Origin of the sequence: Citrobacter sp. Cf072 (genome assembly GCF_030334485.1) — a bacterium.
In the GTDB taxonomy this organism is placed as follows: Bacteria; Pseudomonadota; Gammaproteobacteria; order Enterobacterales; family Enterobacteriaceae; genus Citrobacter; species Citrobacter freundii.
Window position 1 is genome coordinate 15,317 of record NZ_JAOWDX010000038.1, and the last position, 25,989, is coordinate 41,305.

General features: G+C 48.6%; 28 protein-coding genes and 3 pseudogenes. 18 read left to right on the forward strand and 13 right to left on the reverse strand.

What is annotated here, in order from left to right; all coding sequences use genetic code 11:
• Window positions 1–9: 9 nt before the first annotated feature.
• Window positions 10–264 (forward strand): hypothetical protein, encoded by a 255-nt coding sequence (locus OGX66_RS05845; protein WP_003846687.1) that lies wholly within the window; start codon window positions 10–12, stop codon window positions 262–264.
• Between the two features lie 60 nt (window positions 265–324).
• On the opposite strand, the pseudogene OGX66_RS24595 reads toward OGX66_RS05845, so the two are convergent.
• Window positions 325–425, reverse strand: a pseudogene (locus tag OGX66_RS24595) (cytochrome b); the annotation flags it as partial.
• Window positions 426–529: 104 nt separating this feature from the next.
• A complete protein-coding gene (locus OGX66_RS05850; RefSeq protein WP_003030757.1) occupies window positions 530–802 on the reverse strand; it encodes a hypothetical protein in 273 nt (90 codons plus the stop codon).
• Between the two features lie 239 nt (window positions 803–1,041).
• Here OGX66_RS05850 and pdeG point away from each other — a divergent pair, with 239 nt between their 5' ends.
• Entirely contained in the window at window positions 1,042–2,565 is a 1,524-nt protein-coding gene (pdeG, locus tag OGX66_RS05855) for a cyclic di-3',5'-guanosine monophosphate phosphodiesterase PdeG (RefSeq protein ID WP_286511011.1), read from the forward strand.
• 169 nt (window positions 2,566–2,734) lie between these two features.
• Window positions 2,735–2,932 carry a hypothetical protein gene (locus OGX66_RS05860; RefSeq protein ID WP_003840854.1) on the forward strand — a complete coding sequence of 66 codons (198 nt, stop codon included), beginning with the start codon at window positions 2,735–2,737 and terminating at the stop codon, window positions 2,930–2,932.
• A gap of 31 nt (window positions 2,933–2,963) precedes the next feature.
• On the opposite strand, the gene waaZ is transcribed toward OGX66_RS05860, so the two are convergent.
• Both waaZ and OGX66_RS05870 read right to left on the reverse strand, forming a co-directional pair.
• The gene (gene waaZ, locus OGX66_RS05865; RefSeq protein WP_088902415.1) at window positions 2,964–3,740 is read right to left on the reverse strand and encodes a 3-deoxy-D-manno-oct-2-ulosonate III transferase WaaZ; all 777 of its coding nucleotides are present in this window, start codon (window positions 3,738–3,740) and stop codon (window positions 2,964–2,966) included.
• Between the two features lie 423 nt (window positions 3,741–4,163).
• On the reverse strand, window positions 4,164–6,251 hold the full coding sequence (locus OGX66_RS05870; RefSeq protein ID WP_032936136.1) for a TonB-dependent receptor: 2,088 nt from the start codon (window positions 6,249–6,251) through the stop codon (window positions 4,164–4,166).
• Window positions 6,252–6,646: 395 nt separating this feature from the next.
• On the opposite strand from OGX66_RS05870, the gene OGX66_RS05875 reads away from it, so the two are divergent.
• The 10 genes from OGX66_RS05875 to OGX66_RS05920 all read left to right on the forward strand — a co-directional run bounded on the left by OGX66_RS05875 (window position 6,647) and on the right by OGX66_RS05920 (window position 14,507).
• On the forward strand, window positions 6,647–8,269 hold the full coding sequence (locus tag OGX66_RS05875; RefSeq protein WP_088902414.1) for an ABC transporter substrate-binding protein: 1,623 nt from the start codon (window positions 6,647–6,649) through the stop codon (window positions 8,267–8,269).
• Entirely contained in the window at window positions 8,269–9,243 is a 975-nt protein-coding gene (locus OGX66_RS05880) for an ABC transporter permease (protein WP_032936455.1), read from the forward strand. Before OGX66_RS05875 ends, OGX66_RS05880 begins: the two co-directional genes overlap by 1 nt.
• A complete protein-coding gene (locus OGX66_RS05885; protein WP_003030742.1) occupies window positions 9,233–10,045 on the forward strand; it encodes an ABC transporter permease in 813 nt (270 codons plus the stop codon). The genes OGX66_RS05880 and OGX66_RS05885 overlap by 11 nt, the downstream gene beginning before the upstream one ends.
• The gene (locus OGX66_RS05890) at window positions 10,039–10,833 is read left to right on the forward strand and encodes an ATP-binding cassette domain-containing protein (RefSeq protein ID WP_003846680.1); all 795 of its coding nucleotides are present in this window, start codon (window positions 10,039–10,041) and stop codon (window positions 10,831–10,833) included. The genes OGX66_RS05885 and OGX66_RS05890 overlap by 7 nt, the downstream gene beginning before the upstream one ends.
• The gene (locus OGX66_RS05895; protein ID WP_016150096.1) at window positions 10,817–11,407 is read left to right on the forward strand and encodes an ATP-binding cassette domain-containing protein; all 591 of its coding nucleotides are present in this window, start codon (window positions 10,817–10,819) and stop codon (window positions 11,405–11,407) included. The genes OGX66_RS05890 and OGX66_RS05895 overlap by 17 nt, the downstream gene beginning before the upstream one ends.
• Before the next feature lie 87 nt (window positions 11,408–11,494).
• Complete coding sequence (gene zinT, locus OGX66_RS05900; RefSeq protein WP_003846678.1) at window positions 11,495–12,145, forward strand: metal-binding protein ZinT; 651 nt, start codon at window positions 11,495–11,497, stop codon at window positions 12,143–12,145.
• Window positions 12,146–12,284: 139 nt separating this feature from the next.
• Window positions 12,285–12,923, forward strand: a complete 639-nt coding sequence (gene leuE / locus OGX66_RS05905; protein WP_016152793.1) for a leucine efflux protein LeuE — start codon at window positions 12,285–12,287, stop codon at window positions 12,921–12,923.
• Window positions 12,924–13,097: 174 nt separating this feature from the next.
• Complete coding sequence (gene yeaR, locus OGX66_RS05910) at window positions 13,098–13,460, forward strand: DUF1971 domain-containing protein YeaR (RefSeq protein ID WP_003030735.1); 363 nt, start codon at window positions 13,098–13,100, stop codon at window positions 13,458–13,460.
• Between the two features lie 3 nt (window positions 13,461–13,463).
• On the forward strand, window positions 13,464–13,646 hold the full coding sequence (locus OGX66_RS05915; protein WP_003030733.1) for a DUF1869 domain-containing protein: 183 nt from the start codon (window positions 13,464–13,466) through the stop codon (window positions 13,644–13,646).
• Window positions 13,647–13,862: 216 nt separating this feature from the next.
• Window positions 13,863–14,507 carry a hypothetical protein gene (locus OGX66_RS05920; RefSeq protein ID WP_088903360.1) on the forward strand — a complete coding sequence of 215 codons (645 nt, stop codon included), beginning with the start codon at window positions 13,863–13,865 and terminating at the stop codon, window positions 14,505–14,507.
• A gap of 52 nt (window positions 14,508–14,559) precedes the next feature.
• Here OGX66_RS05920 and fdhF read toward each other — a convergent pair.
• Window positions 14,560–16,707 (reverse strand): annotated as a pseudogene (fdhF, locus tag OGX66_RS05925) (formate dehydrogenase subunit alpha).
• 360 nt (window positions 16,708–17,067) lie between these two features.
• Between fdhF and OGX66_RS05930 the strand changes: the two are divergent.
• Window positions 17,068–17,316, forward strand: a complete 249-nt coding sequence (locus OGX66_RS05930; RefSeq protein ID WP_003030729.1) for a GlsB/YeaQ/YmgE family stress response membrane protein — start codon at window positions 17,068–17,070, stop codon at window positions 17,314–17,316.
• 49 nt (window positions 17,317–17,365) lie between these two features.
• Here the strand turns inward: OGX66_RS05930 and yoaJ are convergent, their stop codons facing one another.
• From yoaJ to OGX66_RS05945, 3 genes are read right to left on the reverse strand one after another with little or no spacing between them, the layout of a single operon-like run.
• A complete protein-coding gene (yoaJ, locus tag OGX66_RS05935; protein ID WP_099530266.1) occupies window positions 17,366–17,440 on the reverse strand; it encodes a protein YoaJ in 75 nt (24 codons plus the stop codon).
• Window positions 17,441–17,442: 2 nt separating this feature from the next.
• Complete coding sequence (locus OGX66_RS05940) at window positions 17,443–17,541, reverse strand: YoaK family small membrane protein (RefSeq protein WP_032941789.1); 99 nt, start codon at window positions 17,539–17,541, stop codon at window positions 17,443–17,445.
• 47 nt (window positions 17,542–17,588) lie between these two features.
• Complete coding sequence (locus OGX66_RS05945) at window positions 17,589–18,614, reverse strand: sensor domain-containing diguanylate cyclase (RefSeq protein ID WP_088902413.1); 1,026 nt, start codon at window positions 18,612–18,614, stop codon at window positions 17,589–17,591.
• Window positions 18,615–18,800: 186 nt separating this feature from the next.
• Between OGX66_RS05945 and OGX66_RS05950 the strand changes: the two genes are divergently transcribed.
• Window positions 18,801–19,049, forward strand: a complete 249-nt coding sequence (locus OGX66_RS05950; protein ID WP_003030725.1) for a putative hemolysin — start codon at window positions 18,801–18,803, stop codon at window positions 19,047–19,049.
• 7 nt (window positions 19,050–19,056) lie between these two features.
• On the opposite strand, the gene OGX66_RS05955 is transcribed toward OGX66_RS05950, so the two are convergent.
• Window positions 19,057–19,404, reverse strand: a complete 348-nt coding sequence (locus OGX66_RS05955) for a DUF488 domain-containing protein (RefSeq protein WP_003030722.1) — start codon at window positions 19,402–19,404, stop codon at window positions 19,057–19,059.
• 177 nt (window positions 19,405–19,581) lie between these two features.
• Here OGX66_RS05955 and OGX66_RS05960 point away from each other — a divergent pair, with 177 nt between their 5' ends.
• Window positions 19,582–20,289 (forward strand): CTP synthase C-terminal region-related (seleno)protein, encoded by a 708-nt coding sequence (locus OGX66_RS05960; RefSeq protein ID WP_003846671.1) that lies wholly within the window; start codon window positions 19,582–19,584, stop codon window positions 20,287–20,289.
• 36 nt (window positions 20,290–20,325) lie between these two features.
• On the opposite strand, the gene OGX66_RS05965 is transcribed toward OGX66_RS05960, so the two are convergent.
• On the reverse strand, window positions 20,326–21,513 hold the full coding sequence (locus OGX66_RS05965; protein WP_058842620.1) for a CynX/NimT family MFS transporter: 1,188 nt from the start codon (window positions 21,511–21,513) through the stop codon (window positions 20,326–20,328).
• A 99-nt stretch (window positions 21,514–21,612) separates the two neighbouring features.
• Between OGX66_RS05965 and OGX66_RS05970 the strand changes: the two are divergent.
• Window positions 21,613–22,405 (forward strand): annotated as a pseudogene (locus OGX66_RS05970) (AraC family transcriptional regulator); the annotation flags it as partial.
• Here OGX66_RS05970 and OGX66_RS05975 read toward each other — a convergent pair.
• The 3 genes from OGX66_RS05975 to dgcJ form a co-directional block, all read right to left on the reverse strand.
• Entirely contained in the window at window positions 22,388–22,834 is a 447-nt protein-coding gene (locus OGX66_RS05975; protein WP_003832453.1) for a DUF441 domain-containing protein, read from the reverse strand. The pseudogene OGX66_RS05970 and the gene OGX66_RS05975 overlap by 18 nt on opposite strands.
• A 137-nt stretch (window positions 22,835–22,971) precedes the next feature.
• Window positions 22,972–23,475, reverse strand: coding sequence for a YbaK/prolyl-tRNA synthetase associated domain-containing protein (locus OGX66_RS05980; protein ID WP_003030712.1), 504 nt, complete (start codon window positions 23,473–23,475; stop codon window positions 22,972–22,974).
• Between the two features lie 43 nt (window positions 23,476–23,518).
• Window positions 23,519–25,009 carry a diguanylate cyclase DgcJ gene (dgcJ, locus tag OGX66_RS05985; RefSeq protein WP_088902411.1) on the reverse strand — a complete coding sequence of 497 codons (1,491 nt, stop codon included), beginning with the start codon at window positions 25,007–25,009 and terminating at the stop codon, window positions 23,519–23,521.
• 163 nt (window positions 25,010–25,172) lie between these two features.
• Between dgcJ and OGX66_RS05990 the strand changes: the two genes are divergently transcribed.
• Window positions 25,173–25,943, forward strand: a complete 771-nt coding sequence (locus OGX66_RS05990) for a class I SAM-dependent methyltransferase (protein WP_044700039.1) — start codon at window positions 25,173–25,175, stop codon at window positions 25,941–25,943.
• The last annotated feature ends 46 nt before the right edge of the window (window positions 25,944–25,989 follow it).

Genomic DNA, 25,989 nt, shown 5'->3' on the forward strand with positions numbered 1-25,989 from the left:
GTTATTTATATGAATAAATTAATGATAATACTAGTTGCATTTTCTACTGTTTCTTTGATGTCTGGTTGCGTATCAGAAGAACAACGCTTAGCTAAGTGCGAAGCGAAGGGAATTAGCCGTGATGTTTGTTATCATGAAGAAAAAGAATATTGGAATAATTACAGTGCTAACATGAGTCGACTGCAGGCTGCTAATACACAAGCAGATGCTTTTAAAGAGTCTATGAGTGATCGCAAGAAGCATAAGCATTATGATGACGATTAATATTTTAGACCACGTACTTACTGTCTTGAGTGCTTATGTTCTTAACATTATAATCATTTATTAATTATTCAAATGCTTATGCTCAGGAATCACTCTCAAAAGCGTATTTTTTTCTGTATATAGTGATGAAATAATGCAGCGCCAGCATGGACTGCAATCAGAAGTAACAGATATTGGCGAGTTGACTCCCCCCAAGGCCAGAGGTATTTATGATAACAATGGCCTTACTTTGGTTTCAGAAAAACGCTTCGCCTGCTGTATGCAATCATTCTTTTGATGAAAGTTTGTACGGGAATACGTGCAGGGCATTGGCTGCAATGGGGTAAACACCAAGGCCTTCTGTTCGAGCTTTAATTTCCTCGAATGAGAGTGAAGGGGAAGGTTCTCGTCCTCCCCACAGATTAATACCTTCAGGAACATCGTCCCGACTGTACTCCTCGGCGATCTCAATAGTTCCGCCGCTATTCAATTCGATCACGACGCTTTTTCCGTCAACAGGAATGAGATTCCCTTCATTGTCAGTGATAAAGATTTTCATTTGCTTACCTCTTATTAGTACATTCATATGATAGCAAAATTGGAAGGAGGGATGTCATTATCGTTATGATCTTTCCAGGGATTATTTTTTATAAAAATCAATTTCTTATGTTGTAGCTTTGGAAGTATGACTGGGCGCATGGCGACTTTTGATTCTATCTACCATGCTCTGTAGAGATAAATTAGAACACGTCAATGCTCATCGCAACGACTGATCAGTTTTCACCACGGGACATGAGAATGCGCAAAGTACTTTTACCGGTAACCGCAGCGGTGTGTCTTTTTTTGATAGGTGTTTTTATTCTTAATATGCAGCTGTGGTATTCCTCTTCGACAGAAATCCTTGGAGGAGCCAGATATGCCGCGAAAAATATGGATAACATACTGGATGAAGCTTTCCAGGCAACTCGAACCGCTATGCACATCGCCGAAAAAAAATGCGATCTGGAGGGTCAATACCAACTTGGAACTGAAGCTGCACTTCGCCCTCATTTGCGAACGCTGATCATTATCCGACAGGGGAAGCTTTGGTGTACGTCACTGCCAGGTAATCGGATCTTGCTTAAGCAAATTCCGGTGATTACTGATACAAATTTGCTGCTTACTCCCGCAAGAAATACGGAAAATGAGATACCCGTTCTGCTGTATCAAACTCGTTTTCAAACCAACCACATCATTGTCACTATTAGCGGGGTGCATATCCGTGGAGCATTGAATGTTCCGTTAAAGGGGGTGACATATTCACTACTCGTAGGTGACGAAGTGCTTGGTTTATTGGGTGATGTGAAAACCGTTACAGCAAGCTCACAGATGTCTTGTCAGGTGAATTCCGCAAAGTATCCGTTCAGCATTATTTATAATGAACCGCCATTGTTTAGTGCAAAAAGGCTGGTTACACAAGGTTCAGGGATTCTGGTTTTTATCCTGTTAATATCTTTCGCAGCCGCTTATGCCATTGATAAATATCTAAATAAGAACGATACCCCAGAAGAAACGTTGCGCAGAGCGATAGTAAAAGGAGAGATCGTGCCTTTTTATCAACCTATCGTAAATGGTCGTGAGGGGACGTTACGCGGTGTTGAAGTGCTGGCCCGATGGAAACATCCAACAGCCGGATATATCTCTCCTGCCTCCTTCATTCCCGTCGCCGAAAAATCAGGCCTGATAGTGCCACTAACTCAAAGTCTGATGAGGCAGGTTGCGGCGAATATGAACGCCATTGCCAGCAAACTGCCATCTGGATTCCATGTCGGTATTAACTTCAGCGCATTCCATATCACTACCCCTACATTTGTTGAAGAGTGTCTGAAATGCAAAGATAGCTTCAGCCGCCATGATCTCAACCTGGTGATTGAAGTTACTGAGCGTGAGCCATTACATATAGATGAAGAACTTGTGCAGAGGCTCAATATCCTGCATGAAAATGGCTTTGTGATTGCGCTTGATGATTTTGGTACGGGCTATTCCGGGCTTTCTTATTTGCATGACCTGCACATTGATTACATTAAAATCGATCAGAGCTTTGTGGGAAGGGTTAATGAGCTTCCCGATTCAACCCGAATTTTGGATTGTGTTCTCGATCTGGCGCGCAAACTGTCTTTAAGCATCGTTGCAGAAGGAGTTGAAACGAAGGCTCAGCTCGATTATCTCAACAAAAACAACATTGTTTTCCTGCAAGGGTACTATTTCTATAAACCAGTAACCTTCACTGAGTTTGTCATGATTCTGCTGGCAAAGCCTAAAGTGAAGGTTTTTGTCGAATAAATACAGGATAACCTTATTGATGAAAAGGGGGCATGAAATCTGCTTCGGGAGTAAAAATCCGATGATTATCTTTATTGTGAGACAAATCTCAGATTATGTTATTTAAAATCTATACCCTTATCGATGTAGTGGTTATTTGTGTTTTCATATACAGCAACTGGATAATGGCATGGCAGATATAACATTCGCGATGGAGCGTGATTCAAGTCACAGTGCAGCGAAAAAAGAGTTGGATGTACGAAACAATACGAAGTACACAAACCGCAACCAGCTTGTGATTGCCGCAGCACTGTTTTTAGGTGGTATCGTCGGGGTTATTGTTTTGGCATTGTATCTAATGGTGCATGAAGGGGTGTTTCTGTATTAATCATTTAAATATTCTTATCGTTGGTGTATTGCTAGTAGGAGGTGGAACAAGCTACTTCTTCTGTATTGATGAACGGAATAACATCGTAGGGAATAGCTGTTTGTGGAGAAAGATTGTAGATCTTACCGTCATAGTGGCTACTTACATAAGAAAATGATCTTAATATAAAGCTAAGATCAGCGGGTAGAGTCGTGGGTTGAGCGTTAACTTCATTGTAAAACCGTTTACAGCTACCGTTCAAATCTAAACCTGAAAAAATTATTCTTTCAAATTTTAGACTAATGGCTATTTGTAACGCGCTAAATGCGACCGTAGCACTACCAAAATGACCATGTGTTACATCAGTTGAAAATGCAATTGTTTTCACTTTTCTGAATGCAGAGCATTTAATTCGAAGATTCTTGTTAGTCATTGTTTTTATTTTATAGCGAATCTTTCTACCGATACCACCTCTGGATTTGCAAATGTCCTTTAACAGAAAACATGTGTTGAGCAAGTTCTCTGCCTCTGTTGAATCAGCTCTTTTAATAACATCTTCACTAATAAAGGTATGCTGAGCATAGGCGGAATACTTATAAAATAAGTCTTTATTGTTTTCATAAAAAGAACCGTCACAAACAACATAAAGTAATATAGGGATATTGTTGTTAATTAAATAGCCTGCGCTACCATTTACGCAAATGCAACTTTTACTACGCATTATCTCAAGGGGTGTATCTAATGATGAAGGTCCAGACAAGTAAATAATACAATCATCGGAAACTCTTTCACCCATTATTCCATTAAGTATACCGTGTGTGATGAGCATGGCGGTTACCGTGGATGTTATTTTTGAAATAATAACATTGAGTATCCGTTCCAAATAAAAGAAGATGTTTCTTTTTGTTTTTTAAACTTGAAGGATTGATTATGTGAATGTATTTTTATTATTATTTTGACAAATGTTTTTTTGAGAGTAAGGTCTGGTAACTCAGGAAAATATGATGATGTTGGCTTTTGTTTTTCGGTTTTAAAATCCAGGCATTTGTTGTGTGAATAAATCTGATTCTGGTGTTCTTGCCTGGTAAGAATTTAACATGAAAATCAGTTACTTTTAGTTACAGGTGGCTGAGGGTGTTTTAATCATATCCTTATAAAAAGTGCGATTTTATAACATCATCCGCCTGTTATTTGATGTGACATAATTCCTGACGGGCTATCAATTCCAGTCCGTCAGGAAGGGAAAACAACATTAGAACTGATAGTTTAACGATACCCAGTAGTTACGACCCGGGTTTACGTATCCGGTAGTGGATTGTGCAGTCTGATAATAATCACCTGCGTAGGTGCTATTACGGCCCACCTGGTAAAGTTTAACCTCGCTAAAGTCTTTATCCAGCACGTTATTAACTGCCGTATTAAGTGTCAGATCTTTGGTCAGTTTGTAAGACATTCCCATGTCCAGGACGGTCCAGGCTTTTAAATTAGCACCTTTATCGTCATAGACGGCTTTTTGTACTGCGCTGAGATTGTCGTAATTTTCAGTGAAGCGTGGGGCCTTACCGCGATAACGTGCGCTCAGCCAGGCGTTCATATCTTCCGTTGCCTGCCAGTTCAGACGGGCGTTAGCCATATGCTTTGGTGTATAGCTTAACGGCGCGCCTTTATTGTCACCATCTTTTTGCTTGCTCTGAGTGTAGGTGTAGTTGAGAGATAAGGTCAGCACATCCGACCATAGAGGGAAGGTGCTGGCAAATTCAACGCCATCGGTCCTCGCCTTGCCGCTGTTGGTATAACTGTTGGTATTATCATCGATAGAATACGAGACAATTTTATTTTTGTATTCAGTATAGAAGCCGGTAATGTTGGCGTTAAGCCCGGCGTTGTTCTCGTAATACAGCCCGGTTTCGTAGCTGATGCTTTCCTCAGGTTTGAGGTCCGGGTTACCGACTGTATTCACCGTTCCCTGCGCGGTTACACCGCTGATCCCGTTATGTAACTGGCTCAGTGATGGTGCTTTATAACCGGTCGTTACGCCGCCTTTGAGGGTCCATTCATCAGATACGTCCCAGACCATATACGCACGTGGGCTGAGATGACCGCCAAAGACATCGTTATGCTCATAGCGTGTTCCTGCGGTTAAGGCCAGCGAATCGAGAATATGCCATTCATCTTCGGCATAGGCTGCCCACGTTTTTTGGTGGAACGTCTCGCCGGTATTGGCCAGCACCACACCATCTTTCATCCGTGCATCCCAATATTCCCCGCCGAGGGTTAACAGATGCGAATCACCTAGTGGTGTCAGCAGCACGGAGTCCAGAATGACGTTGGTGTTCTTCAGTTCACGCGCGTCACCGGCCCGACCTGCGTTCTCTGGCGTGAGTGCGGAGGAGACCAGTTGTCGGCCCTTGTTCTCGGTTTCATTCCAGCCGAGGGAGGATTTCCAGGTGCCGAACGTTAAGGCGGTATCGTGGCCGAGGGTCACTTTGTTACGCTCATAGCGCAGCGTTTTATCATAACCTCCCGTCAGGTTACCCAACTGACCGTCATCGTTGTCATAACGCTGTCTGGCGGAGTCGAGATCCAGCCACAGCGTATTGCTTTCATTGGCTTTCCAGTCGAATCGCGTGCCAATATTGTAGTTTTCCGACTCGGTTGGATAAGGTACGCGGGTGGAAGAGGTATCGCTCAGCGAAGTGACGCTGGAACCCTGACGCTGGGTTGTGCTCCCCCGAACCTGCATATCCAGTACGCCCGCGATTAACGGGCCGCTTGACCAAAAGTTGGCGACCGTACTGTTACCCCATTTATTGCTCTCTTGCAGGTTAACGCCGGTATTGATGGAAGTGCTCCATTTATCGGTGCTTTTTTTGGTGATGATATTCACCACGCCACCGATTGCGTCGGAGCCATAAAGCGTCGACATCGGGCCGCGGATAACCTCAATATGATCGATTGCCGCCAGCGGGGGCATAAAGCTGGTATTCATGGCAGAGAAGCCGTTTGGCGTCACGTCGCTGCTGCCGTTTTGACGAATACCGTCAATCAGGATCAAGGTATAGCTGGCGGGCATGCCACGGATGCTGATCTCCAGACCGCCAGTTTTACCGGTGCTGCTTTCAACATCTACCCCTTCAACAGAACGCAGGGCTTCACCTAAGTCATTATATTTATTGGTTTGTAACTCTTGCTGCGAAATAACAGAGACGCTGGCGGCGGCATTGGTGATTTTCTTTTCGTAACCGGAAGCGGTTACCACCATGACATCTTCAGCAAATACCAGGGGGCTGGAAAATCCTAAACAGGACAGAACGACAGAGGCAACGGGTTTTAAACGCATAGTCAAACTTCCTTTGTTAAAAATCAAAGGCAGTAAGATAATTGATGGAAATGATAATACAAATAATTATCATTACAAATTTACATAACTTGTCACTTCTGGTGTTTTTTTTGAATAAATATACATAAATTGTCATTAATTTTAGATAAGGAAATGGCAGGAAGGGTAAATAGTCAGCATGAGTAATTATTAGATAGGGATTAATATTCCTTTGAATAAATGGCGAGGGATTAATCTATATTTTGAGATTCACATACTACTCATAACGGAGTATCAGAAAAAAGTATGATAATTTTAGAAAATCGTCATACTTTTCTGCGCCGCATCATTTTTTTCGTCATTTCTGTCCGCCATAATCCCTTCCCCAGGAGACTGCTTAACGACTGTAAATCGTTATGCAGCATAAAAATAACGTAAATCTGGATAACATAATGATCAAAGGCAAGCTGGCACTGCTTACGTGCGCATTGACTCTCGCATTAACCTCACCACTTCTCGCCGCGCAAAATGCGAGCGAAGGGCAGACGTTAAAACTGGCAATTGGACCGGAGCCAACGGAAGGTTTTGACCCGATGTTGGGCTGGAGTCATGGCAGCTATCTGCTTTTGCATGCACCATTATTAAAACAAAATGCAGATATGAGCTGGGGAAACCTGCTGACGGAAAAAGTAGAGACCAGCGCAGACGGCAAAACCTGGACGTTGACGTTAAAACCTGACCTTAAATTCTCTGATGGTTCGCCGCTAACCGCTGAAGATGTGGTGTTCACCTATAACAAAGCAGCAAAAAGCGGCGGCAAAATCGACATGGGAAACTTCACCCATGCCAGTCTGAAAGATAACCGCACGGTAGAAATTACGTTGCGTAGCCCGCAAAGTACCTTTGTGAACGTGCTGGGTTCATTAGGAATTGTTCCGCAAAAACGGTATGACGAAAAAACATTCGCTAAAAATCCGATTGGCGCGGGTCCGTATCGACTGGTGAGTTTTCAGCCGGGGCAGCAGTTGATCGTTGAGGCTAACCCCTGGTATGCCGGTAAGAAAAATGATTTCAGTAAGCTGGTGTTTGTCTTCCTTGATGAAGATAACGCTTATGCCGCAGCGCGCAGCGGCCAACTGGGACTCGTACGTATCGCGCCGTCGATGGCGGTCGCTCCTCAGCAGAAAAATTTGAAACTTTGGGTACGCGACAGCGTGGAAAACCGTGGCATTGTGTTCCCGATGGTTCCTGCAGGTAAAAAAGACGCCAATGGCTATCCGATTGGGAACGATATCACTGCCGATGTTGCCATCAGGCGCGCCATCAACTACGCCATCGACCGTAAGCAGCTTGCCGATCAGGTCATGGAAGGCCATGCGATTCCGGCGTATAGCGCGGTTCAGGGTCTGCCATGGCAGGGACAATCAGTTGCGTTCAAAGATGGCGATAGCGAAAAAGCGCGAACGATTCTGGAAGAAGCCGGCTGGAAGGTGGGTAAAGATGGCGTACGTGTGAAGGACGGTAAAGATGCTCGCTTAACGTTGTGGTACGCCAGCGGTGACAGTACACGCCGGGATTTAGCCGAAGCCGTACGTGCGATGCTGGAGCCAGTGGGTATTCAGATTTCTCTGCAATCCGGGAGCTGGGAAACTGTTGAGCGGCATATGCATGCCAACCCGACGCTGTTTGGCTGGGGAAGTCTGGATCCGATGGAGCTTTTCCATCACTACAGTAATCAGGCTGCGGGCGTGGAATATTACAATCCAGGCTATTACAGCAATCCTGTCGTTGAGCAGCATCTTAAACAGGCAATTGACGCTCCGGACTGGCAAAAAGCGTTGCCGTTCTGGCAGCAAGTTGAGTGGGATGGCAAGCAAGGGGCTGGCGTGCAGGGCGATGCTGCCTGGGCATGGTTGCTGAATATTCAGCATACCTACCTGGCAAATCCGTGTATTGACTTAGGTAAAGGCGCACCGGAGATTCACGGTAGCTGGTCACTGCTCAATAATCTGGATGAATGGACCTGGACCTGCCGTTGATGAAGTCTGTTGTGGGCCATTTTCTACGGCTGATAGTGTTATTAGTGCTGGTTGCGGCTGGCACTTTTGTGCTGCTCAGCTTTTCTCCGGTCGATCCGATTCGGGCTTATATCGGCAACGATCTCCTGCATGTGCCGCCGGAGCAATATGCGCGTATCGCGGCTCGCTGGGGATTGGACCAACCGCTATGGGAGCGTTTTGGTCACTGGTTTGGCCGTGTATTACAGGGCGATCTCGGCTACTCAATGTTGTTTAACGCGCCGGTTGCCAGCGTGATCAAGGAGCGCTTTGCGACTTCGTTTGCGCTGCTTGGTGGCGCGTGGCTACTCTCTGGCATATTGGGAACGGCAATGGGGTTTGTCGCGGGTCGCTACCTGAATCGCTGGCCGGATAAAGCAATCTGTCGCCTCAGTTATCTGCTTTCTTCGCTGCCGACCTTCTGGATTGGCATGCTGTTGCTGGCATTATTTGCCGTGCGCTGGCCGGTATTTCCGGTCTGCTGCGCGTGGGAGCCGGGCAATAGCGGCGATATGGCGACGCTGACTGAGCGTCTGCGCCATCTGGTGCTTCCCGTTTGCGCGCTCAGTTTGCTGGGACTGGGACAAATTACGCTTCATACGAGGGAAAGCATCGCCAGCGTGATGAAAAGCGATTTTGTCCGTTTTGCGCGTTCTCAGGGAGATAAGGGCTGGTCACTGTTACGCCATCAGGTTCTGCGTCATGCAATTACGCCTGCGCTGTGTTTGCAGTTTGCCTCGCTGGGGGAGCTGTTGGGAGGCGCATTATTGGCCGAAAAAGTCTTTGCTTACCCGGGACTGGGGCAGGCCACTATTGATGCCGGATTACGTGGAGATCTGCCGTTACTGATGGGAATTGTATTGTTCAGTACCGTATTGGTGTTTATTGGTAACTCGCTGTCTACCTGGCTTGTCCGTATGTTGAACCGTGCTCTGGAACGACCTGATGCTCTATAACCCGACGCCGACGCTGATTCGTCTTTTGCTCTCTTTTAGCTGCCTGTTATTCATTGCAGTGTATGGTGCCGCAATGCTGGATAACCCGTTGAGCGTTAATCTGCTTGCCCGGCATTTACCGCCTGATGCGCTGTACTGGTTTGGCACCGACAACCTTGGTCGCGACCTGTGGATCCGTTGTTTTCAGGGTGCACTAACCAGTCTGCAAATTGGTATTGGTGCGGCGTTGTGTAGCGGTTTCATCGCGTTAGTGATGGCGGCGGTTTCGCGCATACATCCGCGTCTGGATGTGCTTATGCGCCTGATTACCGATGCCATGCTGTCGATGCCGCATCTGCTGTTGCTCATTTTGATCTGTTTTACGCTGGGCGGTGGGAAAAACGGCGTGATTATGGCGGTTGCGCTGACCCACTGGCCGCGTTTGGCGCTAATCCTGCGTGCTGAAGCGCAGCGCGTGGCCCACAGTGACTACTTGACGCTGACCTGGCGTCTGGGGCACGGCCATTTTTACTGCTGGCGACATCACTATCTACCCGCCTTATTACCTCAATGGCTAACGGGAACACTACTGATGTTTCCCCACGCGGTGTTGCACAGTGCGGCGTTAAGCTTCCTCGGTTTTGGGCTGGCACCGCATGAACCGTCACTGGGACTGCTGCTGGCGGATGCGCTGAGATTTATCAGTCATGGCGATTGGTGGTTGGTGCTGTTTCCGGGACTGATGCTGTTCAGTCTGGTGATGTTATTCGATCAGCTCGCAAGGGCGGTACATCGTTTATGGTTACGAGGTGACGCATGTTGAGTTTAAGACAGGTCTCGCTGGAGGTGGCGCGTTATCGCTGGTACGGCGCGAGAAACTGGTCTTCGCTGTTGCAGGATATCTCTTTCGACGTGGCACCGGGTCAAATGGTGGCGTTAGTGGGAGGAAGCGGGGAGGGTAAGAGCCTGCTGCTGCAATGCCTGCTCGATCTCTTACCGGAGAATTTGCGCTTCCAGGGCACTATCACACTGGAGGGCAAAACGCTGAACAGCGATGATATTCGCAAATGTCGTGGCGATACCTTCAGCTATGTCCCGCAAGGCGTTCAGGCGCTTAACCCGCTGCTCTCGATTGAAAAGCATCTGCGCAGGGCATGCCAGCTTTCTGGCCAACAATGGAATGCCGGAAAAATTGAACGATTGCTCCAGCGTAGCCGACTGGAAAGTCGCGTATTAGATGCTTTTCCGCGCCAGCTTTCAGGCGGTATGGCGAAACGTGTCCTGGCCTGTCATGCGTCTCTGAGTCAGGCTCGCTATATTCTGGCGGATGAAATTACCGCCTGGCTTGATGCACCTCTGGCTAATCAACTCCTTGAACAGTTGCGTGAGCAATGTGAGCAAGGGGCTGGCGTTTTATGGGTAACGCATGACCTCACGCTGGCGGCCCGCCATGCGGATCGTATTGTCGCGTTGCATCAGGGAAGGGTGTCGGATAACGTCAGCCGGGAACAGCTGTTACGCGGAGAGATTAGCGAACATCTGCAACGACAATGGCGGGCGCTGCCTGAAAGAAATCAACTTTTTGGAGAGCGCGATGTTGTGCTGTCGTGATGTAACAATCCGTCAGGGAGAAAAGGTTCTGTGGCAAAATCTGACCTTCTCTCTACACCCTGGAGAACGTATTGGGATTTGTGCGCCAAGTGGGACGGGCAAAACGACGCTGGGACGCGTGCTGGCGGGCTGGCAGAAACCAACTTCGGGTGACATTCTGGTTGATGAACAACCGTTACCGATGCACCAGTATTGCCCGGTGCAACTGGTGCCACAGCATCCGGAATTAACTTTTAACCCCCGACGCAGCACCGGTGATGCGGTTCATGATGCCTGGCGACCGGATGCTGAAATGCTTACCCGTCTTCACATCAACCCAGAGTGGTTAACTCGCCGCCCCGGACAACTTTCTGGCGGTGAACTGGCGCGAATTGCTTTACTTCGTGCGCTGGACCCGCGGACACGTTTTCTTATTGCTGATGAAATTACCGCCCAGCTCGATCCTTCCATTCAACGGGATATCTGGGCGCTGCTGCTTGAAGAATGCCAGCGTCGGCCATTGGCTATGCTGATTATCAGCCATCAACAGGCCCTGCTTGAGCAGCTTTGTTCCAGCAAACTCCTTGTAACGTGAAATGAGATAAGGCTTGTAGCTGATCTATTGATTAAATTGATATGTTATATTATAACATTCACTCGCAAATGATTTGAGGGTGAAATTTTGGCTATTTGTATTAAAAAACTGACAATTGCTCTGGGGATGCTTGTAGTCAGTGGTTCGGTTATGGCGCACGGTCATCATTCCCATGGTGCGCCGATGAGCGAAACAGAACAAAAGGCGTCGGAAGGGGTTTTTGATGATAACCAGGTGCAAAATAGGGCGCTGACCGACTGGGATGGCATGTGGCAATCTGTCTATCCGTATCTGGTCAGCGGCGAGCTTGATCCGGTCTTCAAAAAGAAAGCGGAGAAAGACAAAAGCAAAACGGCAGAACAAATTAAAGATTACTACCGTAAAGGTTATGCAACCAACGTAGACACCATCGGCATCGAAAATGACGTAATGGAATTTCACACCGGTAATCAGGTTGCATCATGTAAATACGACTACGCCGGTTATAAAATTCTGCACTATAAGTCAGGCAAGAAAGGTGTACGTTATCTGTTTGAGTGTAAAGACGCTAACAGCAAAGCACCTAAATACGTGCAATTCAGCGATCATATTATCGCGCCGCGTAAATCGAGCCACTTCCATATTTTTATGGGAAATACCTCGCAGGCAGCCTTGCTTGAAGAGATGGAAAACTGGCCTACCTACTACCCTTACCAGTTGAAGGGAGAAGAGGTTGTGGATGAGATGCTGCACCATTAATCCGGGCTAACCTTATCTGTACACACCCGTCACCAGTGGCGGGTTTTTTAATTCATAACCTTCTCTTTCCATCACCCGATGCATTCGTTAGCATATTGTCTCGCAGCAAGTGCATGTGTTTTTTCAGGAAGAGGTTAACGTGTTCGCAGAGTATGGAGTTCTGAATTACTGGACGTATCTGGTGGGGGCTATTTTTATCGTGCTGGTACCGGGGCCAAATACGATATTTGTGTTGAAGAACAGCGTTGGTCGGGGAGTGAAGGGCGGTTATCTCGCCGCAAGCGGTGTGTTTATCGGCGATGCCGTGTTAATGTTTTTGGCCTATGCTGGCGTTGCCGCATTGATTAAAACAACGCCCGTTTTGTTCAACATCGTTCGCTATCTTGGCGCGTTTTATCTGCTGTACCTTGGTGCGAAGATCCTGTATGCAACACTGAAATCGAAAGCAAGCGATGCCGCGCCTGAAGAAGTCCCGTTTGGCGCTATTTTTAAACGTGCGTTAATTCTGAGCCTGACGAATCCTAAAGCTATTTTGTTTTATGTTTCGTTCTTCGTGCAGTTTATTGATGTCAATGCGCCGCACTCAGGGCTGTCATTCTTTATTTTGGCTATTACGCTTGAGATAGTGAGCTTTTTCTACCTGAGCTTTCTTATTTTCTCCGGCGCGTTCGTGACGCAGTATATCCGTACGAAGAAAAAACTGGCCAAAGTGGGTAATTCCCTTATTGGTCTGATTTTTGTTGGTTTTGCCGCTCGTCTGGCCACGCTTCAGTCGTGACGCCATTGGCCCGTTGGTTACGGCGGGCCTTCAATATTACACCCTGCAATTCATTTATAATTGTATTGTTATAACCAATAAATGGTATTTTAAATGTATATTATGAGGCGTACCCTGTGTACAGCAGCGGTTCAGTAAGAACTCGCTGGTTGTCGACTGGAAAAGGGAAGAAAAATGCTTCAAATTCCACAGAACCATATCCATACACGCTCTACTCCATTCTGGAACAAAGAAACGGCGCCTGCCGGAATTTTCGAACGCCACCTTGATAAAGGAACCCGGGCCGGGGTTTATCCTCGACTTTCGGTTATGCAGGGGGCGGTCAAATATCTCGGATACGCAGATGAACACAGCCCAGAGCCCGTAGAGGTGATGGTTATTGAAGCCGGTCAGTTTGGCGTTTTTCCGCCGGAAAAATGGCATAACATCGAAGTGATGACCGACGACACTTACTTTAATATCGATTTTTTCGTTGCCCCGGAAGTTCTGATGGAGAGCGCGAATCAACGAAAAGTCGTGCGTACCGGCAAGGAGTAAATCATGGGCAAAGCAACCTATACCGTAACAGTGACCAATAACAGCAATGGCGTGTCAGTCGATTATGAAACTGAAGCGCCGATGACGCTGTTGATTCCGGATGTGGCCGCTGAAGTGGTTAAAGATCTGGTCAATACCGTACGTTCATACGATACCGAGAATGAGCATGAAGTGTGCGGATGGTAGGCGTTAATTACTCCTACTGATTGAATGCGCTGAATTTTAATCTAATAACCGCACTGCGTTTTGACGACGCCGCGCGGTTTTTTTATCCGTGTTAAACCTGGAAATATCCGGAAAAAGATTTCTTAAGAATACCTTAAGAAATCCGCATTGATTGCTAATGTTGGATCATTCACAGGGGTTATGATCGTGAAACAGTCACAATACAGAACCTCGCTTATGAAACTGAATACCCGACTAACATTACCCACTTTCATTCTTGGGCTGATCATCGTAGCGATCCCGTTCACTGCGAACTGGAATCTACCTTTGCTCAACGGTACTGTCGTCAGATGGATTGAGAATGGCCAGGCGTTATGGCTGCTGTTTGGAGCGCTTTTTACTCTCAGCTACATCCGGCCTTTATCACGTCCTGAAGGCGAGAAACAATTTTGGCTTTGGGCGGCAGTGTGGTGGTTGGTGTTGCTGGGTCGCAGTACCAGTTGGGGCCGTGATTATTTCCCGGAGCACCCTAAACTACTGTTCAGAGTTATCTCAGTGGTATTGATTGCAATGATTATTCTGCCTGTCCTGATATCAAAACGCTTACGCCAGGATATTGCCCGTCGCTTACGCAATGAACCGCTGCCGCTATGGCTGTTAGCGATCACCACCTGTGCATTTTTGATCTCCGATACGGTAGAGCATCATCGTCTGCTGGCCCCTATCTTTTTGCACAACGCGCAGTACGGCGATCTCATTGAAGAGCTGTATGAACTCCCGTTTATGGTGGGATTGTTCCTGATGAACCTCGGTTTTATGCAGCGGGATAAGCAGGAAGAATCTGCTGCCATTCGCTTTAGTGAACCACAGCTGGCGAAGTAACGGGAAAATACCTGAGTCTGGATGACCAGACTCAGGCGGTTAGCGAGGTGACTTACGCAATGGCCTCGCACAAGCGTAATTTCATGTCGCTATACGTCTGTGCGGCATACTTTTCAGCCCATCCCTGATCGCTAATGTGCTCAATACTTACGGCGCAATATTTGGTTTCCGGCGTTTTCGAAATAGGATCGAGATTATCCTGAGTTAACTCGTTACACGCACCAATCCACCATTGATAGGTCATATACACCGTTCCGGCATTGATACGCTCGGATACATCCGCGCGGCTGATGACCTTACCACGACGCGAGCTGACCCATACCAGGTCACGATGACGAATACCCAGTTTTTCTGCATCATGAGTATTGATTTGCACATACCCAGGCTCATCTGCCAGGGCTTGCAGCGCTGCGCAGTTGCCGGTCATTGAACGACAGGAGTAGTGCCCAACTTCACGCACTGTACACAGGACCAGCGGATACTTTTCATCAGGAACTTCTGCGGGCGCTCGCCATTGTGCGGCAAACAGTTTGCCTTTGCCATTGGCGGTATCAAACTGGCTGTTCGCGTAAAGGTAAGGTGTGCCGGGGTGATCGAGCTCCGGACATGGCCACTGAATATGCCCCATTTCACCCATTTTCTCATAGGTTACGCCGTAGAACAGCGGGCACAGCTCGCGCATCTCATCCCAGATTTGCTGGTTACTTTGATACCGCATGGGATAGCCCATTTCACTGGCCAGCAGGCTGATGATCTCCCAGTCACGCTTGACATCACCTGAGGGTTCAATCGCTTTTTCAAAACGCTGGAATCCACGATCGGCGCAGGTAAAGACGCCACCGTGTTCACCCCAGGAGGTGGCCGGCAGGAGGACGTCGGCCATTTCCGCTGTCTTGGTCATGAAGATATCCTGCACGACAATAAAATCGAGCGCGTTAAACCCTTCGCGGACCAGACCTAAATCGGCCTCGGTTTGCAACGGATCCTCCCCCATGATGTAGTAGGCTTTAATTTTGCCTTCAATAGCCAGATGCGGAACTTCGGTGATGCGCGTCCCAACCTTGTCATCCATCTGATTAACGTCAATGCCCCAGGCGTTGGCGAATTTCTCCCTGATGGTGAAATCGGTCACGTCCTGATACCCAGGGAACTAGTTAGGCAGTACCCCCATATCGCACGCGCCTTGCACGTTATTCTGCCCACGCACCGGCCCAACGCCGACGTTAGGGCGTCCCAGATTGCCGGTCAGCAGCGCCAGGCTTGACAAACCACGAACCACGTCAACGGCCTGGCCAAACTGGGTGACGCCCATTCCCCACATCACGGTTGCCGATGGCGCTGCGGCAAATGTACGCATCGCCTGACGAACCTGCTGTGCGGGAACACCCGTTAAATGTTCAACGGCTTCAGGCGCATAGTCCTTCACGGTTTCCCAGTATGTTTCCAGTCCTTCCGCATGCTTTTGTACATACTCGCGATCGTAGAGTTGCTCTTCGATGAGGACATGGCCAAAGGCGTTAACCAGTGCCATATTACAACCGTTTTTTAACTGCAAATGTTGGTCAGCGATACGAGCAGTTTCAATACGACGTGGGTCACAGACAATGATTTTTGCGCCATTCTGGCGAGCTTTAATTACCCTGCGAGCCACGATCGGGTGCGAGTCGGCGCAGTTATAGCCAAAGATCAGCAGACATTTTGAGTTTTCAATGTCGCTGATGGAATTGCTCATGGCGCCATTGCCTAATGTTTCCTGTAACCCGGCAACGGAAGGGCCGTGACAGACACGGGCGCAGCAATCGACATTATTGGTATGGAGAACGCCACGTGCGAATTTTTGCATCACGTAGTTGGTTTCATTCCCTGTTCCACGTGAAGACCCAGTGGTCATAATGGCGCGGGGGCCATAGGTATTTTTGATTTCAGATAAGCGTTTTGCGGTGTAACGAATGGCTTCATCCCAGCTAACGGGAGTGAATTTTCCACCTTTTTCATAACGGATCATCGGGCGAGTCAGACGGGGAGTCAGAAGGCGAGTGTCGTTAAGAAAATCCCAACCATAGTAGCCTTTCAGGCATAACTGATTTTGGTTCGTTACACCCTCTGCGGCCTCGGCGCGGATGATTTTGTTATTCTCAACAACAAGCTTGAGCTTGCACCCGGCCCCACAGTATGGGCATACACTGGTGATTTTTTTCATCAATAACAGACCTGTTAAATGCTGAAATAGCGCGAATTGTAAACGGAGCCGCGCGATACGCATCGCGGACTACGATTTGTCATAGTGACCGGTTGTTTAAGCATAAATCGTGCCAGAAGTGAAAACCCAGTAATTGCAGGGACTGAGGGCGAATGAGTAAAGCAGAATGACTGACGATTCGACATTAATGACGAGCTACGTCAGGGAAAATGTCGCCATCCAATGGTTTAACCTTATGAAAGATCAGAAAAAGATGAAAATAGCAGGTGATACCGATCACAAATTTTAATTTTTCAGCGCTATGCTATGCTTTTATACAACGAGCGAATCGTTAACTTAAAAACATAAGTGAGGGATATTATGGGCATTATTTCATGGGTGATTTTCGGTCTTATCGCTGGGATTTTGGCAAAATGGATTATGCCGGGTAAAGATGGCGGCGGATTCTTTATGACCATCATCTTAGGGGTTGTCGGTGCGGTAGTGGGTGGCTGGATCAGTACCTTCTTTGGTTTTGGTAAAGTTGATGGTTTCAACTTTGGCAGTTTTGTCGTAGCGGTTATCGGTGCGATTGTGGTGTTGTTTATCTATAGAAAAGTCAAAAGTTAAGTAAACATGCAGACAATAGAGGCCACTGATAAGTGGCCTTTTTCTTTGGTTACCACCACCCCAGTTCCGTGCCCAGAACCACGATGATAGCCACGCCAATCATAATAAGCGTTGTTTTTTTCATCGTTATGCTCCAGGCGCAGCGTAACCGCCAATAAAAAACCAGGATAAGAAAACGACAGCGGAAATGAAAATAATGACAGGGAAAATAATACCGAGTCGCATACGATTATCTACCAGAGTTATTTAAAGACGAGTCAGCATAGCAGGGGTTAATGTACGACAAAAGCGGTTTTATCCTGACGTTTTTTATCCTTGTACATTGCGCTGTCTGCGAGATGAAGCGCAAAGTTTACATCAGTCTCCAGCGGATCAATTTCCACCACGCCCAGACTGGCGCCAGGATAAAACAGATGAATATCGCCCAGGTGGTAGTCGCCGCAAATTTGCTGCTGCAACTGATGTTTCACCTGCTGCAGACGAACACGTTGCTCCCTGTCATCTTCCGGTGACAGGCGAGCGACTAAAAATTCGTCACCGCCCAGTCGACCGAGAATGTCATTATCACTACATTTACGCAGCAGGCGGTGCCCAATCTGGATCAGGAACTGGTCGCCAACCTCGTGGCCAAAGCGGTCATTGATCAATTTGAAATCATCCAAATCGATATAGGCGACAACTATCTTCTGCCTGAGGTGGCGGGCGAGCGAAAAAAGGGTCTCTACATTTTCAAAAATTGCGCGCCGATTCGGTAATCCGGTCAGGGCATCGGTGTAGGAGTGAGCAATCAGCGCAGCGTTCGCTTCACGTAACTGAGCAACCAGCGACTCTTTTTGAATAGACTGGGCGATTAGTCCGGCAAACAGATGCAACACCTGTTCACCACGTTCGCTTAACGCATGCTGGCGGCGACTGGTGGCGCAGAGCGTACCGTAAAACGTTCCGTCCGGAAGATGAACGGGAGTACTCAGAAAAGTGGTGATGTCCAGTGCGCGAGCGGTGGTACATTCCGGCCATCGTACGGGCACGTTGTCGCTGTACAAACAGTTTTCCTCAATAGCGCGTTTGCACAGCGTCTCATCCCACGGTACGGACAGCCCTTCGGGGATCTGCATTTGGCAGCTATTACGCGCATACAGAATATGCTGCAGACGGGCATCCAGATCGACCTTGGTCAAGTATGTAGATTCCATCTCAGTCACTACTTCCAGCATTTCCAGAAGTTGGCGTACCAGACTCTCAACTGACTGCTCCGTGGCTAAGGATTGTGAGACTCTGGCAAGGATCATGTCCGACATGAGGTGTAAATACTCCTGAGTGATGACAAGGCTGGCGTGGGCGCATGATAGAACATCCGCGAGCAAGATGAAACACGCGTTCCTGGCTGAAATGTAATCATAAAATTGAAATTAGAACGTAAAACATGGAGATAGAAGGGAAGTCGGGGTAACCTGCCGGCATAATACTTTTAAACAGGAGTAGAGATGAAACTTGCGTCTATTATTTTGCCCGGCTTGCTGGTGCTGGCGGGGTGTACCACGCAGCCTGATGCCCCTAAACCACCAAAAATCGGCATGGCGAATCCGGCATCGGTGTATTGCGAACAAAAGGGCGGTACGCTGGTTGCGGTGCAGACTCCGCAAGGCGTAAGGTCAGACTGCAAACTACCCGGTGGGGAAGTGATTGATGAATGGGCGCTCTGGCGTAGAGATCATCCGACAACGGGCAAGTGATACGCGGTCAGCATTGACGTAGCCACTCAGCGAGCACCAGCGCGTGGTTTTGCTGGGTATTTTTCGCCGCATACAGTAGCGTTAAGGTTTGCTGTCGGGCAATCTCTGCGAGGCGCTTTCCTTCTTGCTGCTGTTGAGCCAGTTCAGCGCGATATTGCTCAGAAAAATGCGAGAAATCAATCAACTCTGCGTGGAATGCCTTACGTAAATCAGATGACGGGGTAAGTGCTTTATTCCATTCGTTGAAAATAAGATCGCTCTTTTTCACCCCGCGAGGCCATAACCGATCGACTAACACGCGGTAACCATCGCTTTTTTCTGCCGGGTCATACACACGTTTGCACTGAATATTCATCTCTTCATCCGCTCCATTAAGCTATCGCTATTACGGTTAAATAAGATCGTAAAACGTGACCATTATAGCATTCCGCCAGCCCTGACTCCCAATTTAAGGGATTGTGATACCAACAAAAAATCGGTAGGCTGAGGCTCCTTATAGTGTCCCTCATTGTCTGGACATAAGGAACGTTTAATGGAAATTTCCCCGATTAAAGATACGCTTCGCATTGCGCTGGTGGGCGATTACAACCCCGATATTGTGGCGCATCAGGCTATTCCTCTTGCTATTGATGATGCCGCTGCCGTCCTGGAATTAGTGGCTGATTATGACTGGCTAACCACATCTGATATCAGCAGCAGTGAGGACCTGGTAGGTTATGATGCCATTTGGGTCGTTCCAGGCAGTCCTTATCGCCACCTGGAAGGGGCGCTGATCGCGATACGCTACGCGCGTGAAAACAGCATCCCATTCCTGGGTACCTGTGGCGGCTTTCAACATGCCATTCTGGAGTATGCCCGCAACGTGCTGGGCTGGATCGACGCCGCCCACGCGGAGACGGACACCACGGGTCGGATGGTGATAGCACCGTTGACCTGCTCGCTGGTAGAAAAAACAGATGATATTGAGCTTCGGGCCAATACGCTGATAGCCAAAGCCTACGGACGGGATGTTATCTCGGAGGGATATCACTGCAACTACGGCGTATCGGAAGATTTTGCCGCTGAGCTGGAGCGCGGCGATCTCCGTGTGACCGGTTGGGATGAGGCTGGTGATATTCGTGCCATTGAGCTGGTGACACATCCATTTTATGTCGGCACGCTCTTTCAGCATGAACGGGGAGCGCTGGCGGGAAAACCCGTACCTCTGGTTCAGGCGATGCTGCGCGCCGCGCGCGGATAAATATTGGGCAGGTTGTTCGCGAACCTGCCCTCTGCATTATGCGCTCGCGATCTCCCGATTGCGCCCCGCGCACAAACCAAACACCGCCATCAGCATCGCTAACACGGCGACACCCGTTAATGGAATCAGCCAACTACCGTTGAGGTCGTGAATTTTCCCCATCAGCGGTGGCCCGCAGGCGGCCAGTAAATATCCGACAGACTGTGCCATGCCGGAGAGCGCTGCAGCCTGATGCGCTGAGCTTGCGCGCAGGCCAATAAAGGTTAAGCCGAGGATCATCGTCGCGCCTGAGCCAAAGCCAAACAGGATGGTCCATAGCAATGCCTGTTCGGGCATTATGGCGAATCCCGCCGCGCCGACGGCGCACATTAACGAAACCAGAGCGGCGATGGCGCGCTGATCCTTAAATCTGTTCAGGACGAGAGGGATCAATATTCCCGGCGCGGCAGTCGCCAGCTGCAGTAAACCATGCAACGAACCGGCCTGAGATTCACTGTAGCCATGGCTAATTAAAATGGCGGGTAGCCAGCCGATGATGACGTAATAGACAAGGGAGTTGATCCCCAGAAACAGCGTCACTTGCCAGGCTAGGCCAGAGCGCCAGATCGCGCGGGAATGCAAGGCGCGCGAGTTACTCAGGCTGGCATGAGCAGTCTGGCGGCATTGGGGCAACCAGATAATCAGCGCCAGCAGCGGGAAGGCCATCAGCACCATCAACGCACCGCGCCAGCCAAATCCATTTAGTGCCAATGGAACCACAATTGCCGAGCCCAGTGCCGCCGCCGCGCCCATGGTCAGCGAGTATGCGCCAGTGAGTTTCGCCACATGCTGGGAAAAATCTCGCTTAATCAATCCGGGTAACAGCACATTTCCCAACGCGATTCCGCAACCAATGATGGCGGTACCGCTAAACAGGAACCCTGACGAAGGCAGCGAACGAATCGCAATACCTACGCAAATCAACAGCATCGCGGCAAACAGGCTACGTTCGATGCCCCAGCAGCGCGCAACGGCGGCAGCCAGGGGGGATACCAGCGCGAAGGCCAGCAGCGGCAGGGTAGTCAGAAGTCCAGTCTGGGCGGTACTCAAACCGTAGTCGGCGCGAATGGCATCCAGCAACGGGGCTGCGCCGGTAAAGGTGACGCGCAGTGTGGTGGCAATCATCAGGATCCCCGCGATCAGCAACGCTGCATTTTTGCCACGGGAGGAAGGTGTAGTAATCATTTTTTTCTCATATCGTCAGGCGAGGCGATACTTTAGCGTTTTTACACTATGGATGAATCAAGCTAAAATGACAGATTATCGCTAAAATAGGACATTCTTATGTTGGGGCTGAGACTGGATGGATATGAGCCCGATTTGCACCACGATGCGGCGGTCGCATTTTGTATTCAGGCTCGGGAAGATGAACTTTTCAGTCCGCTGCATCAGCATCGTAAGGGACAGTTGATCCTGGCGCTGCATGGTGCGATCACCTGTGAAGTTGAAAATGCTATGTGGATGGTGCCTCCGCAATATGCTGTGTGGATCCCTGGCGAAATTCCACACAGCAACCACGTTACCGTAGGCGCGCAATTGTGTTTTCTGTTTATTGAGCCGCAGGCTGTCGTGATGCCTGAACGTTGCTGCACGCTGAAAATCGCCCCGTTATGTCGGGAACTCATTCTGGCGCTGGCGTCCAAATCGGATGCTCAGCGACTGGAGCCGGCAACCCAGCGGCTGACGCAAGTGTTGTTTGATGAACTCCCGCAGCAACCACAGGAGCAGATGCAGTTACCGGTTTCCGATCACCCGAAAATTCGCAGAATGGTCGCAACGATGGCGAAAGAGCCAGCACAATGGCAGACGTTGGGACAATGGGCCAGCGTATTTGCGATGAGTGAACGTAACCTTGCTCGTCTGGTCGTCAAAGAAACGGGGTTGAGTTTTCGCCGCTGGCGTCACCAGCTCCAGCTGATTCTGGCGCTGCAGGCGTTGATCGATGGCCGCAATGTACAACAGGTCGCGCAAATGCTCGGGTACGATTCGACCACGGCATTTATCACTATGTTCAAAAAAGGCCTGGGGCAGACGCCAGGCCGTTATCTGAACGGGCTGGCTACTGCTTCCCAACAATCAACGAGACCAGGCCTGCCGCAATAAGCGGCCCCACCGGCACACCGCGAAACAGCGCCACGCCCAGTACCGTGCCCACCAGTAATCCGGCAACAAGCTGGGGCTGACTGCCCATGAGCGTAACGCCGCGTCCGCCGAGCCATGAGACAAATACCCCGACGGCAATAGCGACCAGTGATTTCCAGTTTACAAAGGAGTGGATGAGCGTGGAGGGCGGTAGCGTTCCGCTGGCGATCGGTGCCATGACGCCAATGGTCAGAATGATAATCCCGACGGTCAGGCCCTGTTTTTCAATCCAGGGGAAGAAAGTATTCAGAGGGGTAACACGGACAATGATCAGCACCAGAATTGAAACAGCGACAGTGGTGTTGTGGCTGACAAAGCCCAGAGCTGCCAGTCCGAGGAGGATCAGCAGAGTGACATCAAACATCGTAGTTTCCTTGCCAAAAGAAAAATAAGCCTGCTTACTGTACGCGTAAATGCGTGACGGAACAGGCTTTTTTTCATGATTATGATTTTTTTTGGGCTAACGCACGATGCGACGTTTTTTACTGCTAACGCAGACCATTATTGTTCGCGGCGGAAAGGGATTAATTCAGGTTGCGCGATACGCAGGTAATCTGCGGTATCCATGATCACGGATTTTTCCAGCAACCCGGCATTAAACGCAATTTCATGAAAACGCTCAAACAGTAGCGGATCAGCGACCAGCTTGAGATTAGGATGAAAACTGAACGGTGGGATAGCGCCAAATACGCAGCCTGTCAGTTCATCTACCTCCGCCGGGCTGGCAAGAGAGGCTCTCAACCCGCCAATATGGCTGGCTAACCGGCTCAGGTCGGCCTGCTGATCGGCAGAGAGGATCGCCAGGACATGCTGATTGACGCCGTTGCCTTTTACTTTGCAGACCAGCGCTTTTGCTCCCTGGCCCAGTGCGGTACCACGAATTTCAGAAACTGCCTCACATTTGCCGACGGCTTCATGGCTTACCACGCGGTACGTTGCGCCTTGCTCTGACAACAGCGAAATTAAACGCTGATGCGTTGCGTTACCTTTGTTCACTTCCGTCATGACTTACTCCTGGTACAACAATGAAAATCCTGCAGAAAAATAATCACGCACCGGCGTGTTTTTTCTGTTTGTTCAGATAGAGCTGTGCATCAGATGCTTTGTAAGCATCATCAATAGTGTCGTTCGGCTGCATATTGTAAACCCCGGCAGAGAAGCTGATGGATATATCATGCGCAATAATTTGTAAGTTATAGCGAATTCTCTCCAGCAGGCGGGGAGTTAAATCACTGGGGTGGTCGATGAGGATAATACAAAACTCATCGCCGCCGAGGCGGATGGCGTAGTCGCTTTTGCGAATAGAGCTTTGAATGGCTTTGGCCAGATGGGTGATAATCCGATCGCCTTCTTTATGCCCTAACGTGTCATTGATGACTTTCAGTTTATCGCAGTCGATGGCGATAAAGGTGACGAGCGTTCCCGTGTTCACCAACTGTTGCAAACGCTGCTCAAGCGCCGGCGTTAAAATTTTACGGTTGTAGAGCCCGGTCATCGCATCACTGACATTTTCCCGCGTGACGTTGTGATACAACCGAAAATGCGTTCTGACCATATTCAGCAGTAATATCGTTGCCAGTAAATAGAATGCGAATATCTTCCAGGACGAGACAATAAAATACATAACATCGAGTGAGAGTGTGATGCGTATACCACCGGGTATGTCCTTCTCATAGTCAACATAGCGGAACAGATCGGTTTCACTTTTATGAACGAGAATCTCTTTACCGGAGCTGGTATCCGAGACCGTTACGTTAAGATAGCGCCAGACGAGAGGGCGGTCACTGGTATAGAAAATATTCTGTAAATTCTCTTTATTAATATCTACCATCACCACACCTTTTAACTTACCGGTGTAGTAGACCGGTGTTAAAAAGCTCATCACTTTTTTCTCGGTCAGGTTATCTTCATAAATACTGGAAATCACCGTGCGGCCGGTGAAAATACCATCAATATCATTCTGGTCGATTCCCAGCGTACCTTTTTGCAAAAACGACCAGTTGTGTATCGCAAATTTCCGCGAGTCGATCAAATCATAGAAATAGACGTAGTTATTTTTGAGATCGACGTAATATCGAAATTTATACTCTAACGTCCCTAATCCCTGACCGTAATCTTTCTGCTGACGATTAACATTGACCGCCCGGTCAAAAGAAGGCAGCAGAAAAATGTCATCAAGCTGCTCACTACATTTTGTTGAGGTGGTCTGCAACGTACCGCGCAATGGCAGATAGTTGTGCTTAGTAAGGTTGAGCCCATGAGCGCCGTTAACACTGTCGAAAGCGGTGCAAAGTGCTTTTTGCTGTTCGAGAGAGGCTGGCTCATGGGGGGACGAAAATGTGCGCATCAGATGGGCTGCGATGCTCTGATTTGTGTACTTATCATAGAGGAACGATGAGTCGGCTTTCTCATTGATATAGCGCATGTACGCATTCATTGCTTTATCGCTGGCAATGAGCTCATAAACCAAAAAAGAAGACGTCAAAACAATTACGCTGACGGAGATAAAGAGCCTGAGCGCTTTATGATGCAATTTCATAATGATTTACAGCCCTGTAAGTCTGATAGTTCAGTCTATCACACGGCATACATCCGCTCTAACGCTACGGGCAAGGACATTTTGTAATAAAAATCATTCGCGCGCTTCACCTTTAACTCTTAATGTTGTATTTATAATGCAACTTATAAAAGGAGACAGGCCAATGAGCGCGACTGAAAAAGCGGGTCATACATTTTTAGCCAGCCTGGGCAAAACCCGTCTGCGTCCGGGCGGCGTTGAAGCAACAGAATGGTTGTTTAGCCAGTCACAGCTGACGCCCGGCAGCCAGGTGCTTGAAGTGGCGTGCAACATGGCCACGACGGCGATAGAGTTAGTTCAACGCTTTGGTTGTACGGTCTACGCTATCGATATGGATAAAACCGCGCTGTCTAATGCCAGAAATAATGTGGCAGCAAATGGGCTGGAAAATCACATCCATGTGATGGCTGCGAATGCCAGTACCCTGCCTTTTGCGGATAACAGTTTTGATGTTGTGATTAACGAAGCCATGCTGACAATGTATGCCGATAAAGCGAAGGCGAAGTTAATTGCCGAATATTATCGTGTGTTGAAGCCCGGTGGGCGCCTGCTCACCCACGATATTATGTTCACCGCCCAAAAACTGGGCGCGGGCGATCAGGGCCAGCTTGTCGATGTGGTGAAATCAAACGTTAGCCCAATGACCAGACAAGGCTGGCGTGATTTGTTTCTTAACTGCGGGTTCGAACAGGTCTTGCAGCAGAATGGCAACATGTCGCTGATGTCACCGCGCGGATTAATTCGTGATGAAGGGCTTACAGGGGCAGTTAAAATTGTGTTTAACGGCTTACGCACGAGCGAAAATCGTCGTCGGTTCCTGAAAATGTTTCGCTTCTTCCGTTCGCAACGTCATCAGCTAAACTACATTGCCTGCTGCTCTGTTAAGGGAAAATAAAAACAGGATGGGGCACTATTTATAAAATCAGTCAGCACATCTACGC